This window comes from Bradyrhizobium sp. USDA 3256 (assembly GCF_054058275.1).
Window position 1 is genome coordinate 7,526,050 of sequence record NZ_JBSSAE010000002.1, and the last position, 14,699, is coordinate 7,540,748.

The 14,699-nt window shown below is 66.2% G+C and carries 14 protein-coding genes; 3 read left to right on the plus strand and 11 right to left on the minus strand.

Annotated features, from left to right (window positions below):
* Window positions 1-12 precede the first annotated feature (12 nt).
* Entirely contained in the window at window positions 13-606 is a 594-nt protein-coding gene (locus ACVWY5_RS37515) for a MarR family transcriptional regulator (RefSeq protein ID WP_321177144.1), read from the plus strand.
* Here the strand turns inward: ACVWY5_RS37515 and ACVWY5_RS37520 are convergent.
* The 3 genes from ACVWY5_RS37520 to ACVWY5_RS37530 form a co-directional block, all read right to left on the minus strand.
* The gene (locus tag ACVWY5_RS37520) at window positions 603-1,862 is read right to left on the minus strand and encodes an FAD-dependent oxidoreductase (RefSeq protein WP_028352370.1); all 1,260 of its coding nucleotides are present in this window, start codon (window positions 1,860-1,862) and stop codon (window positions 603-605) included. The genes ACVWY5_RS37515 and ACVWY5_RS37520 overlap by 4 nt on opposite strands.
* Window positions 1,859-2,215, minus strand: a complete 357-nt coding sequence (locus ACVWY5_RS37525) for a non-heme iron oxygenase ferredoxin subunit (RefSeq protein WP_051376436.1) — start codon at window positions 2,213-2,215, stop codon at window positions 1,859-1,861. The genes ACVWY5_RS37520 and ACVWY5_RS37525 overlap by 4 nt, the downstream gene beginning before the upstream one ends.
* 74 nt (window positions 2,216-2,289) lie before the next feature.
* A complete protein-coding gene (locus tag ACVWY5_RS37530) occupies window positions 2,290-3,513 on the minus strand; it encodes a Rieske 2Fe-2S domain-containing protein (protein ID WP_028338186.1) in 1,224 nt (407 codons plus the stop codon).
* Between the two features lie 103 nt (window positions 3,514-3,616).
* Here ACVWY5_RS37530 and ACVWY5_RS37535 point away from each other — a divergent pair, with 103 nt between their 5' ends.
* Window positions 3,617-4,492 (plus strand): SDR family NAD(P)-dependent oxidoreductase, encoded by an 876-nt coding sequence (locus ACVWY5_RS37535; RefSeq protein ID WP_028338185.1) that lies wholly within the window; start codon window positions 3,617-3,619, stop codon window positions 4,490-4,492.
* A 61-nt stretch (window positions 4,493-4,553) separates the two neighbouring features.
* On the opposite strand, the gene pcaG is transcribed toward ACVWY5_RS37535, so the two are convergent.
* From pcaG to pcaF, 3 genes are all read right to left on the minus strand, one after another.
* A complete protein-coding gene (gene pcaG / locus ACVWY5_RS37540) occupies window positions 4,554-5,156 on the minus strand; it encodes a protocatechuate 3,4-dioxygenase subunit alpha (protein ID WP_028338184.1) in 603 nt (200 codons plus the stop codon).
* On the minus strand, window positions 5,157-5,858 hold the full coding sequence (gene pcaH, locus ACVWY5_RS37545; protein WP_028352371.1) for a protocatechuate 3,4-dioxygenase subunit beta: 702 nt from the start codon (window positions 5,856-5,858) through the stop codon (window positions 5,157-5,159). It lies immediately after the preceding gene.
* Window positions 5,859-5,963: 105 nt separating this feature from the next.
* Window positions 5,964-7,172, minus strand: a complete 1,209-nt coding sequence (gene pcaF, locus ACVWY5_RS37550; RefSeq protein ID WP_028337987.1) for a 3-oxoadipyl-CoA thiolase — start codon at window positions 7,170-7,172, stop codon at window positions 5,964-5,966.
* A gap of 213 nt (window positions 7,173-7,385) precedes the next feature.
* Here pcaF and mutS point away from each other — a divergent pair, with 213 nt between their 5' ends.
* Window positions 7,386-10,115 carry a DNA mismatch repair protein MutS gene (gene mutS / locus ACVWY5_RS37555; protein ID WP_028337988.1) on the plus strand — a complete coding sequence of 910 codons (2,730 nt, stop codon included), beginning with the start codon at window positions 7,386-7,388 and terminating at the stop codon, window positions 10,113-10,115.
* Window positions 10,116-10,343: 228 nt separating this feature from the next.
* On the opposite strand, the gene ACVWY5_RS37560 is transcribed toward mutS, so the two are convergent.
* The 5 genes from ACVWY5_RS37560 to ACVWY5_RS37580 all read right to left on the minus strand — a co-directional run bounded on the left by ACVWY5_RS37560 (window position 10,344) and on the right by ACVWY5_RS37580 (window position 14,698).
* Window positions 10,344-11,147: a hypothetical protein gene (locus ACVWY5_RS37560; protein WP_028337989.1), complete on the minus strand. Its 804-nt coding sequence runs from the start codon at window positions 11,145-11,147 to the stop codon at window positions 10,344-10,346.
* Window positions 11,148-11,281: 134 nt separating this feature from the next.
* On the minus strand, window positions 11,282-11,791 hold the full coding sequence (locus ACVWY5_RS37565; RefSeq protein WP_028337990.1) for an OsmC family protein: 510 nt from the start codon (window positions 11,789-11,791) through the stop codon (window positions 11,282-11,284).
* A gap of 57 nt (window positions 11,792-11,848) precedes the next feature.
* Window positions 11,849-12,634: an ABC transporter ATP-binding protein gene (locus ACVWY5_RS37570; protein ID WP_028337991.1), complete on the minus strand. Its 786-nt coding sequence runs from the start codon at window positions 12,632-12,634 to the stop codon at window positions 11,849-11,851.
* On the minus strand, window positions 12,634-13,470 hold the full coding sequence (locus ACVWY5_RS37575; RefSeq protein ID WP_028337992.1) for an ABC transporter permease: 837 nt from the start codon (window positions 13,468-13,470) through the stop codon (window positions 12,634-12,636). The genes ACVWY5_RS37570 and ACVWY5_RS37575 overlap by 1 nt, the downstream gene beginning before the upstream one ends.
* Before the next feature lie 253 nt (window positions 13,471-13,723).
* The gene (locus tag ACVWY5_RS37580) at window positions 13,724-14,698 is read right to left on the minus strand and encodes an aliphatic sulfonate ABC transporter substrate-binding protein (protein ID WP_028337993.1); all 975 of its coding nucleotides are present in this window, start codon (window positions 14,696-14,698) and stop codon (window positions 13,724-13,726) included.
* Between the last annotated feature and the right edge of the window lies 1 nt (window position 14,699).

The following is a 14,699-nucleotide window of genomic DNA, read 5'->3' on the forward strand; positions in this document are numbered from 1 at the left end:
GACTGGAAGGGAATGAAGAAAAGCAGCGTGTCACGCCGCGCCGAACCTGCGATCAAGCCGCCGCCTACGCCCGACAGCACCCTTTACGACGACATCGAAGCCGCCTGGCTTGCACAGCGCCCCGACCTCGACCTTGCCGCGGCCTGCACCTTGTTGCGGCTCGAGCGCGTCAACCAGCTGCACGAAATGCGCCTGCAGGACATCGCGAAGGCCGTCGGCCTGCAAACCGGCGAGCTCTATGTCCTGCTGGCGCTCCGGCGCTCCGGGAAGCCGTACGAGTTGCGCCCGACCGACCTGTTCCGCGCGCTCCTCGTCACGTCGGGTGCCATGACCAAGCGCGTGGCGCGGCTTCAGGAAGGCGGCTTCGTCCTCCGCGTCTCGGCCAGCGACGACGGCCGTTCGGAACTGGTCCGCCTCACCGCCAAGGGTCTTGCGACCGCCGACCGCGGCATTGCCGAGGTGGCAAGGGTGGTCGAGGCCGTGACCGAAGCAAGTGGACTGACCAAGGCGGAGCTCGCGATGCTGGACCGCTGCCTGCACAAGCTGCTCGCGGTCAGAGCCGTAAAGGCGCCGAAGAAGTCCGGCCGGCTTGCGGCGGCGGATTAGCTCTGCCGCCGGCAACATGACGCAACGGCCTTGTTGCCCGTCTTCAGCAGCGCTTTGAGATCGCATGAACTGTCTTCGGCCTGGTCGGGCGTCGGCGAAATGCCCGCTGCGATCAGGCGCCGCGCCACCATCTGGTCGGCGGGATTGTTGATGCTGTCGACTGCGACGAGCTTGCCCTCCCGGTAGCTGAACACAGAGAACCGGCCGGCTTCGATCGCGCCGCGGATCGCGATCCGGTCGCTGCGCGCCGAGTGCCCGACGATCTGAAGCTTGAGATCGTGTTGATCCGACCAGAACCTCGGCACGCTGTCATAAGGCTCATGGCTTTCCGCGATCGCAAGTCCGACTGCCCGTCCCTGGTCCTGCGCGTGCTGAACCGACTCCAGCCTGATCCATCCTCCCGCGAAGCGGCTGTAGTGATTGGCGCAGTCGCCGGCGGCATAGATGCCCGGGCATGCCGTCCGGCCGTGCTCATCCACCACGACGCCGTTGGCGCAATCCAGCCCCGCGGCAACGGCGAGCTCATCATTGGCGATGCCGCCAATGCCGACCACGACAAGGTCGGTGCCGAGACGGACGCCTCCGTTCAGCTCGACCGCCGCGATCCGTCCGCCATCGCCGATCATTGCCGAAACGGCCGTGCCGAACTTCACCGCAACGCCCGCTCGTACGTGACGATCGAGCAGGAAGCGCGACACCACCGGAGAGACCGCCCGCTCGAGCAACCGCGACGCGGCCTCGATCACGGTCACCTTCTTGCCGAGCTTGGCCGCCGAGGACGCCACCTCAAGCCCGATGAAGCCGCCGCCGACGATCACGATCTCGCTGGCCCCGCCGAGTCTCGCCCTGAGGTCGGCGGCATCGGCGATCGATCTGAGATAGCAGACCCCGTCGAGGTCGGCGCCACGGACCGCGATCCTGCGCGCGCGCGAGCCGGTGGCAATGACGAGGCGTTCGAAGTCGAGGACTGCGCCGTCGGCCAATGCCACCTGGCCGGCGCTGCGACCGATCCCGACAACGCGGTTGGCAAGACACAGCTCGATCCTGTTGTCGGAGAAAACAGCCTCGTCGTGCATCAGCAGGCCCTGCGCGCTGATCTCGTCGAGCAGAAAATCCTTCGACAGCGGCGGACGCTGATATGGCAGCGCGCTCTCATCGGCGATCACGGTCACCGGCTCGGCATAGCCGGCTTCACGCGCGGTGAGGGTGGCCTGAATGCCGGCATAGGAAGCGCCGATGACGACAAGGCCGCTCACGGCTTGACGTCCGCACCGCCATCACCGGCGGTTTCCAGGGCGGCGCCGCCGTCGAGCAGCACATAGACCTCGCCGTCGCGGATCTCGACCTTGAACGCCTCGATATTCCTGTAGGCGCTCGACCGGCATTTGCCGTCACGGACATCGAACATCGCGCCGTGCAGCGGGCATTCGATCACATGTCCTTCGAGAAACCCTGTCGACAACAGCGCAAACGCGTGCGAGCAGACGTCGTCGGTCGCGAAGACGTCGTCGTCGACCTTGTAGAGCGCAACGCGCCGCTCGCCGAGCTTGAAGCCCAACGGCTCCCCTTCCGACAGTTTCGCGGCGGCGCACAGATGGTGCCAGGTCATGAGATAGCGTCTCCTGGGTCGATGCGGGGAAATCGGCGCGGAGACAATGCCCGCGCCCAAGGCGTCAAATCCGATCAGCGCGGAATCTGCCGCCAATCCTCGGCAGCGGAGGCGAGCCGGCCGCCGACGGCGCGGATGTCCTTGTAGGACATGACCTCGCTCTGGCCGCTTTTCGGCGCCTTGCCGTTCATGAAGCCGCGCACCTCGTCGAGCAGCTGGCGACGCACCCTGACAATCGCCTGGTCCGCCGAGCAGAGATATTCCTGCGAACGGTCGACGATCGGCCCCATGCTGACCATGACAACGAAATCCTCGATGACGATCTCATGGAAGCCGGTGCTGTTGCCGGCATCCATGATCTGGCGATTCTGCCCCCAATTGTTGCTTTGATCGCCCGGCAGGCCGCCGGCCATCGGCCACTGGTTGGCGCGCTGCACCTTGCGCCAGGAATCCACCGGCTTCTCGGGATTATAGAAGATGTACCACTGGATCAGGTTCTCGTCGTCGATCGGCACCGCAATGATCGCGGTGCGGTCCTGCTGCGGCCCGGAGAAGATCGGCGCGATCAAGCCATAGTACGGCATCACGAACTCGGTGACGCGGGCGAGGCACGATCCGTCCGGTGCGGTGCGCAGCGCCGCGGCGCGGAAACCATAGGGCTTCTTGTCGAACTCGTAAGCGACCTCGGTGTTGACGCGCGTCGCGCCGAAATCGGTCGACGACGTCGCGGTCCAGCTCTGGTGCAGCAGCGCGACATGCGAGGAATCGATGGTGGCCTCGACGCCCTGCAGCCAATTGGCTTTGAGCTCGATACCGGCCGCGTAGACCTGATCCGGCGGCAGATCCATCCATTCGAAGTCGGGCGCGGGCGGCGCCGCGCCCTCGCCGAGCCAGACCCAGATCAGCCCGGCGCCTTCGCGCGCCGGATAGGCTTTCGCCTTCACGGTCTTGGCGAATTCCTTCGGATTGTTCGGCTCGTTGGGAACGTCGAGCACCTCGCCCTGCGCATTGATCTTCCAGCCGTGGAACAGGCAGGTCAGCGAACAGTCGTCGACCCGTGCCAGCGCCAGCGACGCGCCGCGGTGCGGACAGGCCTCGTCGAGGAAGCCGACCGAACCGTCCTTGCCCCTGAACGCCACGAAGTTGCGGCCGAACAGCTTGACCCGAACCGGCGCCTCTCCCTTGCGGACGCGCACCGAGAGAACCGCCGGCAGCCAATAATGCTGCCGCAGCATCCGTCCCATCGGCGCGTCACCCGTGACGCGGCACAGCAATTCGTTCTCTTCCCTCGTGACCATCGCGAAACCTCCCTGATTGACGCCTCTACCGTTCCGGGCCTAATATCTTCCTAGGAAGATTATTGTCAAGTTATCTTCCGAAGAAGCCATATTGGGAGACATCATGACCAAGGGACGCCTCAAGGATCGCATCGCACTGGTGACGGGAGGTAGCCGCGGGGTCGGCAAGGGCGTGGCGATCGGCCTTGCCGAGGCCGGCGCGACCGTGATCGTCACAGCGCGGACGCGCAACAGCGGCGGATCGGAATGGCCGGGCTCGCTCGACGAGACCATCGCCGCGATCGACGAGGCCGGCGGCTGCGGCATCGGCCTTTTGTGCGATCACTCCGACGACGGCTCGGTGCAGGAGGTCTTCGACCTGATCCGGCGCGACCACGGCCGGCTCGACGTGCTGGTCAACAATGTGTTTGCGGCGCCGAACGTGATGCCGGTGAATGTCCCGTTCTGGCAGGTCCCGGCATCGCTATGGGACACCATGCACCGCGTCGGCCTGCGCTCGCATTTCGTCGCCAGCCAGTTGGCGGTGCCGCTGATGCTGCCGCAGCAGCGCGGCCTGATCGTCAACACGTCGTCGGGCGGCGGCGTCAGATACACGTTCAACGTTCCGTTCGGCGTGCAGAAATCAGGCGTCGACCGGATGGCGCGCGACATGGCGCATGAGCTGAAGCCGTTCGGCATTGCCGCCGTTTCGATCTGGCCCGGCTACATCAAGAGCGAGAAGCTTGCGGCGCAGCCCGATCGCGTCCCGTCGGCGCTCGCCAAACTGATCGCCGAACGCGGCGAGACGCCGGTGTTCGCCGGGCGCGCGGTGGCGGCACTCGCCAGCGATCCCGACGTGATGACCAAGAGCGGCCAGATCCTGCTCGCCTCGGAGCTGGCGGTTAAATACGGCTTCACCGATGTCGACGGAAAGGTTCCGCCGCCGCCGAGCCGCGATCCCGCGCCGCTCGCCGTGTTCAAGCCGGGCGTCACGCCTTGAGATCGGCCCGGGAGGTGATCGCGCATCGCGTGGTCGCCATGCGCGGAGACAGCAGTTTTCGCTAGACGTCGAAGAACACCGTCTCGTTGTCGCCCTGCAGATGGACGTCGAAGGTGTAGACGTTGCCGGCGCCGGCGTTGCGCCTGGCAATCAAGGTCAGGCGGCGGTCGGCCGGAACCAGCGCCAGCGTGGAATCTGTGGCGTTGCCGGCTTCGTCGTCGAAATAGATCCGGGTGTAGAGATGCAGCAGCATGCCGCGCGCGAACACCGCGAGCCCGATGTGCGGCGCCTGCGGCTTGCCGTCGGCATCCGGCACCACGCCGGGCTTGATGGTGTCGAAGGCGTAGCCGCCGCCCTTGTCGGTGCCGCAACGGCCAAAGCCCTTGAACGAGGAGTTCGGCAGCGCCCGCGCATCCTGCGGATCGGAGAAGCGGCCCTGGGCGTCGGCCTGCCAGATCTCCAGCATGCAATCCGGGATCACCGCGCCGTCGCCGTCATAGACCCTGCCCTCGACGCGGATGCGCTCGCCCGAGACGTCAGGCGTCAGGAGGTTATTGGTGAAGGCGTCGTTCCACTCATATTCGCCGTTCGGCGTCAGGCCGTATTTGAAATAGGGGCCGACGGTCTGCGAAGGCGTGATTCCATCAGGACGCGGGTTCGACACTTACCTGGTCTCCATCGGCGTGGCACTCTGCCCGCGCAGCACGATATCGAAGCGGTAGCACAGCGCCCATTCCGGCTTGGTATTCTCGAGATCGAAGGACGAGATCATCCGCGCCCGCGCCTTCTCGTCCGTCACCGAGTTGAAGATCGGATCGAACGGAAACAGCGGATCGCCGGGAAAGTACATCTGGGTCACGAGACGCGAGACGAACGAATGGCCGAACACCGAGAAGTGGATATGCGCCGGCCGCCAGGCATTGTGGTGATTGCCCCACGGATAGGCGCCGGGCTTGATGGTGATGAACTTGTAGTAGCCCTTGGCATCGCTCTGCGTCCGGCCGGCGCCCGTGAAGTTCGGATCGAGCGGCGCCGGGTGCTGGTCGACGACATGAACGTAGCGGCCGCAGGCATTGGCCTGCCACAGCTCGACCAGCGTGTTGGGCACGCCGCGGCCGTCCTCGTCGAGCACATAACCATGCACGATGATGCGCTCGCCGAGCGGCTCGCCCTTGGCCTGGATGGTGAGGTCGTTGTCGTGCGCGCGCACGGTCTCATGACCATAGACCGGCCCGGTCAATTCCGAGAGCGTGTGCCGCATCGGGATCAGCGGCTTTTGCGGCGAACGCTTCACGGTGGAGCGATAGTCCGGCGACAGCCGCGCCGGATGGGCCGCAAGCGATTGCAGCGGGTACAACAAGGTCATGGCGAATTCCTCCGCGGCCCACGCGCCCGGTGAGCTCACGTCAGATCATTATATTGCATAACCAAATTGGGGAAGGGCTGTTTTCAGCCTCTCCAAGCCGTTGGATTAATTCAGCTTTTCGATCGCGACCGCAACGCCTTGACCGACCCCGACGCACATAGTTGCCAAGGCAAGCTTCCCGCCCCGCTTCTCCATGCCGTGCACGGCGGTCAGGACCAGCCGCGCGCCGCTCATGCCGAGCGGATGCCCGAGCGCGATCGCGCCGCCATGCGGATTGACGAAATCGGCGTCTTCCTTGACGCCGAGCTGGCGCAGGCAGGCGATACCCTGCGAGGCGAAGGCCTCGTTGAGCTCGATCAAATCGAAGTCCGACACTTTGATGCCGAGACGCTCGACCAGCTTCTTCGTTGCCGGCACCGGTCCGATGCCCATGATGCGCGGCGGCACCGCGGCCGAGGCGAGGCCGAGGATTTTTGCGCGCGGCGTGAGGCCATGCTTCTTCACCGCGGCTTCGGAAGCAAGGATCATCGCGGCGGCGCCGTCATTGACGCCGGACGCGTTGCCCGCGGTCACCGTGCCCGGATTGCGCACGATCGGCTTCAATTTGGCGAGACCTTCGAGCGTGGTCTCCGGACGCGGATGCTCGTCCTTGTCGACGGTGATCGGGCCGGCCTTGCCGCCGGGCACCTGGATCGGCACGATTTCCTCGGCGAAATAGCCCGACGCGATCGCCGCGCCCGCACGCTGCTGCGAGCGGATCGCCATCGCATCCTGATCGGCGCGCGAGACCTGGAATTCCTCGGCGACGTTCTCGCCGGTCTCCGGCATCGCATCGACGCCGTACTGCGCCTTCATCAGCGGATTGATGAAGCGCCAACCGATCGTGGTGTCGTAGATCTCGGACGAGCGCGAGAAGGCTTCCGCGGCCTTGCCCATCACGAACGGCGCGCGCGTCATCGATTCGACGCCGCCCGCGATCGCGAAATCGATCTCGCCGGCGCGAATGGCGCGGCCCGCGGCACCGACCGCGTCGAGGCCGGAAGCGCAGAGCCGGTTCAGGGTCTGGCCGGGAACCGATTCCGGCATGCCGGCGAGCAACAGCGCCATGCGCGCAACGTTGCGGTTGTCTTCGCCGGCCTGGTTGGCGCAGCCGAAATAGACCTCGTCGACCTCGTTCCAATTGAGCGTCGGGTGCTTGGCCATCAGCGCCTTGATCGGGGCCGCGGCGAGATCGTCGGCGCGCACCTTGGCGAGCGAGCCGCCGAAACGGCCGATCGGAGTCCGGACGGCATCGCAAATGAACACATCACGCATTGAATCTCTCCCTGAATGCCGCGACTTAGCGCTGGATCGACTGGAACTTGAGATGGGTTTTAGGAGCGTGCCCGCGGCAGGTCAATTGACGCGGCTGCGTGGCATCAGCGCATTACAGTGATGCCTCGTCATATTTCGGACCGTGGACAGGGTGGAAAACCCCCTTCTCTCGGATAGGACCGCGCGGCGAAATTCTGTAGTTTCCGCCACCTCATGACCATCCAGCAGCCCATCCCCGTTCCGCCCGAGTCCGCTCCTGCCGCCGAGGCGCCGTCGCGCGTCACGCCGATGATGGAACAGTATCTGGAGATCAAGGCCGCCCATCCCGGCCTGCTGCTGTTTTACCGGATGGGCGATTTCTACGAGCTGTTCTTCGAGGATGCCGAGATCGCCTCCAGGACGCTCGGCATCGTGCTGACCAAGCGCGGCAAGCATCAGGGCATGGACATCCCGATGTGCGGCGTTCCGGTCGAACGCTCCGAGGATTATCTGCATCGCCTGATCGGCGCCGGCCACCGCGTCGCGGTGTGCGAGCAGACGGAAAATCCCGCGGAAGCCAAAGCCCGCGGCAACAAGAGCGTGGTCCGCCGCGGCGTGGTGCGGCTGGTGACGCCGGGCACGCTGACCGAAGACACGCTGCTGGACGCCCGCACCAACAATTATTTGATCGCGATCGCGCGCGCCCGCGGCTCGGCCGGCGCCGACCGGCTCGGGCTCGCCTGGATCGACATCTCGACCTCCGAATTCATGGTGACGGAGTGTTCGACCGCGGAGCTCGCGGCAACGCTGGCGCGCATCAATCCGAACGAGGCCATCGTCACCGACGCGCTCTACAGCGACAGCGAGCTGGCGCCGACCTTGCGCGAACTGCCATCGTTGACGCCGCTGACCCGCGACGTGTTCGACAGCGCCACCGCCGAGCGCCGACTCTGCGACTATTTCGCGGTCGCGACCATGGATGGTCTTTCGGCGATGTCGCGGCTGGAGGCGACCGCCGCGGCCGCGGCCGTCACCTATATCGACCGCACCCAGGTCGGGAAGCGCCCGCCGCTGTCGCCGCCGGCACGCGAGGCCGCCGGCACCACGATGGCGATTGATCCGGCGACCCGCGCCAACCTCGAACTGACGCGTACGCTGGCCGGCGAACGCCGCGGCTCGCTGCTCGATGCGATCGACTGCACCGTCACCGCGGCCGGCTCGCGCCTCCTGGCGCAGCGCCTTGCCGCGCCGCTCACCGATGTCGCCGTGATCGCGCGGCGGCTCGATGCCGTCTCGGCCTTCGTCGCGGATTCCGCTGCGCGCGAGGACGTCAGGACCGTGCTCCGCGCGGCACCCGACATGTCGCGGGCATTGGCGCGGCTCTCGGTCGGCCGCGGCGGCCCGCGCGATCTCGCCAGCCTGCGTGACGGCATCCTCGCCGCCGACCAGGCGCTGGAGCTGCTGGCGCAGCTTTCCAATCCGCCGGCCGAGATTTCCACCGTGATGGCGGCCTTGCGGCGTCCCTCGCACGATCTGGCGCAGGAGTTTTCTCGTGCGCTCTCCGAACAGCTTCCGCTGATCAAGCGCGACGGCGGTTTCGTCCGCGAGAGCTATGAGGCCGCGCTCGACGAGAGCCGCAATTTGCGCGACGCCTCCCGCCTCGTCGTCGCCGCAATGCAGGCGCGTTACGCCGAGGACACCGGCATCAAGACGCTGAAGATCCGGCACAACAATGTGCTCGGCTATTTCGTCGAGGTCACCGCGCAGCACGGCGACAAGCTGTTCGCGCCGCCGCTGAATGCGACCTTCATCCATCGTCAGACGCTGGCCGGCCAGGTCCGCTTCACCACCGCGGAGCTCGGCGAGACCGAAGCCAAGATCGCCAATGCCGGCGAGCGCGCGCTCAACCTCGAACTCGAGATCTTCGAACGGCTGAGCGCGATGGCGCTCGCGGCCAGCGACGATCTGCGCAATGCCGCGCACGCCTTTGCGATGCTCGACGTCGCGACGTCATTGGCCAAGCTTGCGATCGACGACAATTACGTGCGGCCTGATGTCGACGGCTCGCTCGGTTTTGCGATCGAGGGCGGTCGCCATCCGGTGGTCGAGCAGGCGCTGAAACGCGATGGCCAGCCGTTCATCGCCAATGCCTGCGACCTGTCGCCGGCGCCGGGCCAGAAATCCGGCCAGCTCTGGCTGATCACCGGTCCGAACATGGCCGGCAAGTCGACGTTCCTGCGCCAGAACGCGCTGATCGCGCTCTTGGCACAGATCGGCTCTTACGTGCCGGCGTCGCGCGCGCGGCTCGGCATCGTTGACCGGCTGTTCTCGCGCGTCGGCGCCGCCGACGATCTGGCGCGCGGACGCTCGACCTTCATGGTCGAGATGGTCGAGACCGCGGTGATCCTGAACCAGGCGAGCGAACGGTCGCTGGTGATCCTCGACGAGATCGGCCGCGGCACGGCAACGTTCGACGGGTTGTCGATCGCCTGGGCCGCGATCGAGCATCTGCATGAGAGCAACCGCTGCCGCACGCTGTTCGCGACGCATTATCACGAGTTGACCGCGCTCTCGGCGAAACTGCCGCGGATGTTCAACGCCACGGTGCGGGTCAAGGAGTGGCAGGGCGACGTCGTGTTCCTGCACGAGGTGCTGCCGGGCTCGGCCGACCGCTCCTACGGCATCCAGGTCGCAAAACTCGCCGGCCTGCCGCCCGCCGTGATCACGCGCGCCAAATCGGTGCTGGCCAAACTCGAAGCGCAAGATCGCGGCCAGACCGCGCGCGCTTTGGTCGACGATCTGCCGCTGTTCGCCGTCCCCTCCCGCGCCGCCAGCGAGGACAAACCGCCGAGCGAGGCGGATCTGCTGGTCGAGGCCGTGAAGGCGCTGCATCCAGACGAGATGTCGCCGCGCGAGGCGCTGGATGCGCTGTATGCGTTGAGGGCGAAGCTGCCGAAGCGGTAGCCCCGTAGCCCGATGCAGCGAAGCGAAATCCGAGACCGCGCTCTCCGTTGCACGACCGCCCCGGATTGCGCTGCGCTTCATCCGGGCTACGGATCATCCTTCCCCTTCCCCCTGAAAGGGGGAAGGTCGGGATGGGGGTCAGCCGCAGACGACACCGTTTGCTGAGAGAGCAGATCCCCACCCGCTTTGCTCTCGCGAGCAAAGCGACCTCCCCTCTTCAAGGGGAGGTTAAGACCTCTTCGCGCTCTTCCTTCGTCCGATCTGCCACAGCGCCAGATTCCAGACGATGCAGGTGGCGAGCGCGCAGCAGAGGCCGATCGGCGAGCCGAATTGCAGCACCGCGACGTACAGCACCGCAATGCCGAGACCGAAGCCCATCAGGCCCCAGGCGCTGTTGGCGAGCACGGCGGCGGTTGCGGGACCGCCGATCCGCGGATGCAGGATCAGCATCATCGAGGAGAACACGATCGGGAACAGCGCCATCACGCCGGTGACACGCGGGCCGACCCAGCTCGACGCCGTGACCACGGTGCCGACCAGGCTTGCGACCAGCGCGGCGCGCAGCGGAATGTCGTACCAGCGCCGCGCGATCAGCGGCATTTTCGCGACGTGCCGATAGGGCCGGAGCAGCGGGATGCAGATCGCAAAGGTGATGGCGTTGACGATCAGCCCGGCGGCGAGCGACCACTCGAACTGACGGATGATGGTGGCGAGCACCAGCCACACGGCGATCGCGCTGCCCGCGCTGATCCACATGCTGAAGCGCTGCGCCAGCACGGCGTAGGTCAGGCCCATATAGATCGTGGCGGCGTTGACCGGCAGGCTCGCCAGCGCCCCTTCGGCGATGAAGGCGGCGTCATGGTCGAGCGCGAGAAAGGTGTAGGACGGCCCGGCCGAGATCGGCAGGGTTGCGACCAGCGCGCCGATCACCGGCCCCGACCGCTCCGTGATGATGGACGCGCTGACCACGAATGCGGCCGCAACCGCCATGCGCAGCACGAGGATCAGGACGAAGTGGAGTTCGGGGGACATTTGTTCCGTCGTCCCGGCGAAGGCCGGGATCCATAACCACGACTGTTCGTGTGGAACGAAAGCCGTCGGACAGCGCGGCTTGAACCGATGGGACACGGCGTATGGGTCCCGGCTTTCGCCGGGACGACATCCGGCTAAACCCGCTGCATCGTGACCGAAACCTTCGGGCCGTTCTTGATGGTCTGATAGACCACGCAATAGCGCTCGGTGAGTTTCAGCAAGAGATCGAGCTTGTCCTGCGGCGCGTCGGTGCCGATCTCGAAGCGGAGGCGGATCTCGCGGAAGCCGACCGGGGTCTCCTTGTCGACGCCGAGCGTGCCCCGGAAATCGAGATCGCCCTCGGCGAAGACATTGCCGGGCTTCAGCGGCACGTCGATCGCGGTGGCGACCGATTTCAGCGTGACGCCGGCGCACGCGACCAGCGCTTCCAGCAGCATGTCGCCGGAGCAAAGCTCGAGCCCGGAGCCGCCGGTAGCGGGGTGGAGGCCGGCGATCGCGAGCGCACGGCCCGTCTCGACCTTGCAGGAAATGCCTTCGCTCTCGGTGGAGCCCTTGGCCTTCAGCGTGATCACGGCGGTCTGGGGATCGGTCTTGTAGCGCTCCTTGATCGGAGCCTGCATTGCGCGGAGTTCGGCGGCGTCCATGGTCTTATCTCCCGGCTATTCTTCTTTATGCCGATGTAAGGCCTTAACGAGCCGATGTCACCACCACATCGCCTCGCCGGCGCTGGATTTGTCGGTGACGTCCCGCACCGAACGGTCGAGCGAGCGGTCGAGCGCGGTCAGCACGCGGCGCTTGAAAGTGTCGAACAGCTCCGATTTGCGGTCGCGCGGCCGCGCCAGGTTGATGGTGATCTCCTCGAACAGCCGGCCCGGCCGCGGCCGCATCACCAGCACGCGGTCGGCGAGCACCACGGCCTCGTCCACGTCGTGGGTGACCAGGATCAGGGTCGGCCGCGTGTCGGCCCACAGATCGAGCAGATGATCCTGCAGATCGCGCCGCGTGAAGGCATCAAGCGCCGAGAACGGCTCGTCGAGTAGCAGCACTTCGGGCTGCGGCACCAGCGCGCGGGCGATCGCGACCCGCTGCGCCTGGCCGCCGGACAATTCGCGCGGCCAGGCCGCGGCCTTGTCGGCAAGGCCGACGCGGGCGAGCGCCGCCACGACGCGCGCGCGCCTCGCCTCGGCCGGAAGGTCGGCGAGGCCGAAGCCGATATTGTCGGCGACGCTGAGCCAGGGCAGCAGCCGCGGCTCCTGGAAGATGATCCCGATCTTGGCGTGCGGCGACGTGATCACCGCATTGTCGAGCGTCACGCTGCCCGTGCTGGCGCGGTCGAGGCCGGCGATGGCGCGCAGCAGCGTCGACTTGCCGCAACCGGAGCCGCCGATGATCGCGATGATCTCGCCAGGTGCAATCTCGGCTGAGAACCGCTCCAGCGCGTGGACGCCGTTCGGATAGGTCTTGCCGACTTCCTTGAGCGCGAGCATCACTGCCCTCCCCGCGCGCCGAACGCGTCCTGCCAGCGCAGCAGCGGCGCGGCGGCGACCTCGATCAGCCAGTCGGTCAACTTGCCGAGGATCGCGAAGATCACGATCGCGGCAAGGATCTGCGCCGGCTTGCCGAGTTGCTGGCCGTCGAGCAGAAGGTAGCCGAGGCCTTCGGAGGCGCCGATCAATTCGGCGGCGACCACGAACATCCAGCCGAGGCCAAGACCGACCCGCAGCGCCACCACATAGGCCGGCAGCACGGCCGGCAACAGGATGCGGCGGATCATGGCCGGTCCGGACAGACGGAATACGCGCCCGACCTCGACGATCTTGCGGTCGACCGACAGGATCGCGCCCATCACGCCGAGATAGATCGGAAAGAACACGCCGACCGCGATCAGCGCGACCTTCGAGGTCTCGAAAATGCCGAGCCAGAGCACGAACAACGGGACCCAGGCGAGCGAGGGGATCGCGCGCAACGCCTGCACCGTCGGATCGAGCAGCCGCTTGGCGAAATCCCAGTAGCCGGAGATCGCGCCCATGATGGTGCCGGCGACGACGCCGAGCGCAAAGCCCGCGCCGACCCGCCACAGCGTCGCGAGGATATGGCGCGACAGCTCGCCGCTCTTGGCGAGCTCAATGATGGTCTCGAACACCTTTGACGGCGGCGGCACCAGGCGGCCGTTGGAGTAGCCGAGAGAGACGACGAGTTCCCAGCCCAGCGCGAGCGCGACCGGCAGCACAAGCCCGAGCACCGGGCGCGCATAGCGCGACGACCGCGCCGGCGCCGCAGGCGGCACGGCCGTCTGTTTCAGCACGGGCACGTCAACGGTCATGGCCATAGCAAGAACTATTCTTCCGGCGGGATTGCAAGGTGGAGCCAGTCCAACTCCATCCACGTCGTACCGGGCAAGCCAACGGGTCGGCGCGAAGCGCCGCCCGATGACAGGCTCGGCGCGACCCGGGACCGATAACCACAGGACGTGGTGATTGGGACAGCTGGGGTCACAGTTTTGTCCAACAACAAAGCCCTGTGGTTATGGGTCCCGGCTTTCGCCGGGACGACGGAGGTTGGCTTGACGACGGCGGTTAGTTGGTGGGCAGCGGGACCTGATCGTCGATCAACGAGTCCAGCGCGGCCTTGACGTCGGTCTTGGCGTCGATCACGCCCGCCTGCTGCAAGGCGAGGCCGGCGGCGAGAATCGATTCGCGCTGGGCGCTACCGATTCGGCTGTGGGTCAGCTCGGTGCGTTCCTTGAGCTGCTTGTCGACCACGGCGTCCGGTAGCTTGGTGACCGCGATGAAGGTCTTCTTCAGCTCGTCATAGTTGGCCAGCGAATATTTCCGCGCTTCCTCGTACGTCGCGAGCACGCGGCGGACGATATCCGGATGCGCCTTCAGGAACTCCTCGCGCACATTGAGGATGCCCCAGGTGTTGGCTTCCGCCTTGCGGTAGAACAGTTTTGCGCCGTCCTCGACCTCCGCCTGCGCCATCATCGGATCGAGACCGGCCCAGGCGTCGACATCGCCGCGGATCAACGCGGTCTTGCCGTCGGCGTGCTGCAACAGCACCGGCGTGATGTCCTTTTCGGTGAGGCCGGCGCCGAGCAGCGCACGAACCAGGAAGATGTGCGGATCGGTGCCACGCGTCACCGCCACGCGCTTGCCCTTGAGGTCGGCGACGGACGCGATCCTGGAGTCCTTGGTTGCGACCAGGGCGGTCCATTCGGGACGCGAATAGACATAGATCGACTTGATCGGGTTGCCGTTGATCTTCGCAACCAGCGCCGCCGAACCCGCCGTCGAGCCGAGATCGATCGAACCGGCGTTGAGGAATTCGAGCGCCTTGTTGGAGCCGGCCGACTGCACCCAGACGATGTTGATGCCGTCCTTGGCGAACTCCTTTTCCAGGAGGCCCTTCTGCTTCAGGACCATCGACACCGGATTGTAAGTCGCCCAGTCGATCCGGATCTCCTTCAGCGTGTCGGCGGCGCGCGCCGCGCCGGGCAGCAAGGTCGAGACCGCGAGCAGCGCAGCGAACGTGCGCCGGGAAAATTTTTGCATT

What these genes read in the sequence shown, in the direction of transcription:
- ACVWY5_RS37515 (WP_321177144.1), top strand. Translation starts at nt 13, where the DNA reads ATGAAGAAAAGCAGCGTGTCACGCCGCGCCGAACCTGCGATCAAGCCG.
- ACVWY5_RS37525 (WP_051376436.1), bottom strand. Translation starts at nt 2,215, where the DNA reads ATGACCTGGCACCATCTGTGCGCCGCCGCGAAACTGTCGGAAGGGGAG.
- ACVWY5_RS37530 (WP_028338186.1), bottom strand. Translation starts at nt 3,513, where the DNA reads ATGGTCACGAGGGAAGAGAACGAATTGCTGTGCCGCGTCACGGGTGAC.
- ACVWY5_RS37535 (WP_028338185.1), top strand. Translation starts at nt 3,617, where the DNA reads ATGACCAAGGGACGCCTCAAGGATCGCATCGCACTGGTGACGGGAGGT.
- pcaH (WP_028352371.1), bottom strand. Translation starts at nt 5,858, where the DNA reads ATGACCTTGTTGTACCCGCTGCAATCGCTTGCGGCCCATCCGGCGCGG.
- pcaF (WP_028337987.1), bottom strand. Translation starts at nt 7,172, where the DNA reads ATGCGTGATGTGTTCATTTGCGATGCCGTCCGGACTCCGATCGGCCGT.
- mutS (WP_028337988.1), top strand. Translation starts at nt 7,386, where the DNA reads ATGACCATCCAGCAGCCCATCCCCGTTCCGCCCGAGTCCGCTCCTGCC.
- ACVWY5_RS37560 (WP_028337989.1), bottom strand. Translation starts at nt 11,147, where the DNA reads ATGTCCCCCGAACTCCACTTCGTCCTGATCCTCGTGCTGCGCATGGCG.
- ACVWY5_RS37565 (WP_028337990.1), bottom strand. Translation starts at nt 11,791, where the DNA reads ATGGACGCCGCCGAACTCCGCGCAATGCAGGCTCCGATCAAGGAGCGC.
- ACVWY5_RS37570 (WP_028337991.1), bottom strand. Translation starts at nt 12,634, where the DNA reads ATGCTCGCGCTCAAGGAAGTCGGCAAGACCTATCCGAACGGCGTCCAC.
- ACVWY5_RS37575 (WP_028337992.1), bottom strand. Translation starts at nt 13,470, where the DNA reads ATGACCGTTGACGTGCCCGTGCTGAAACAGACGGCCGTGCCGCCTGCG.
- ACVWY5_RS37580 (WP_028337993.1), bottom strand. Translation starts at nt 14,698, where the DNA reads ATGCAAAAATTTTCCCGGCGCACGTTCGCTGCGCTGCTCGCGGTCTCG.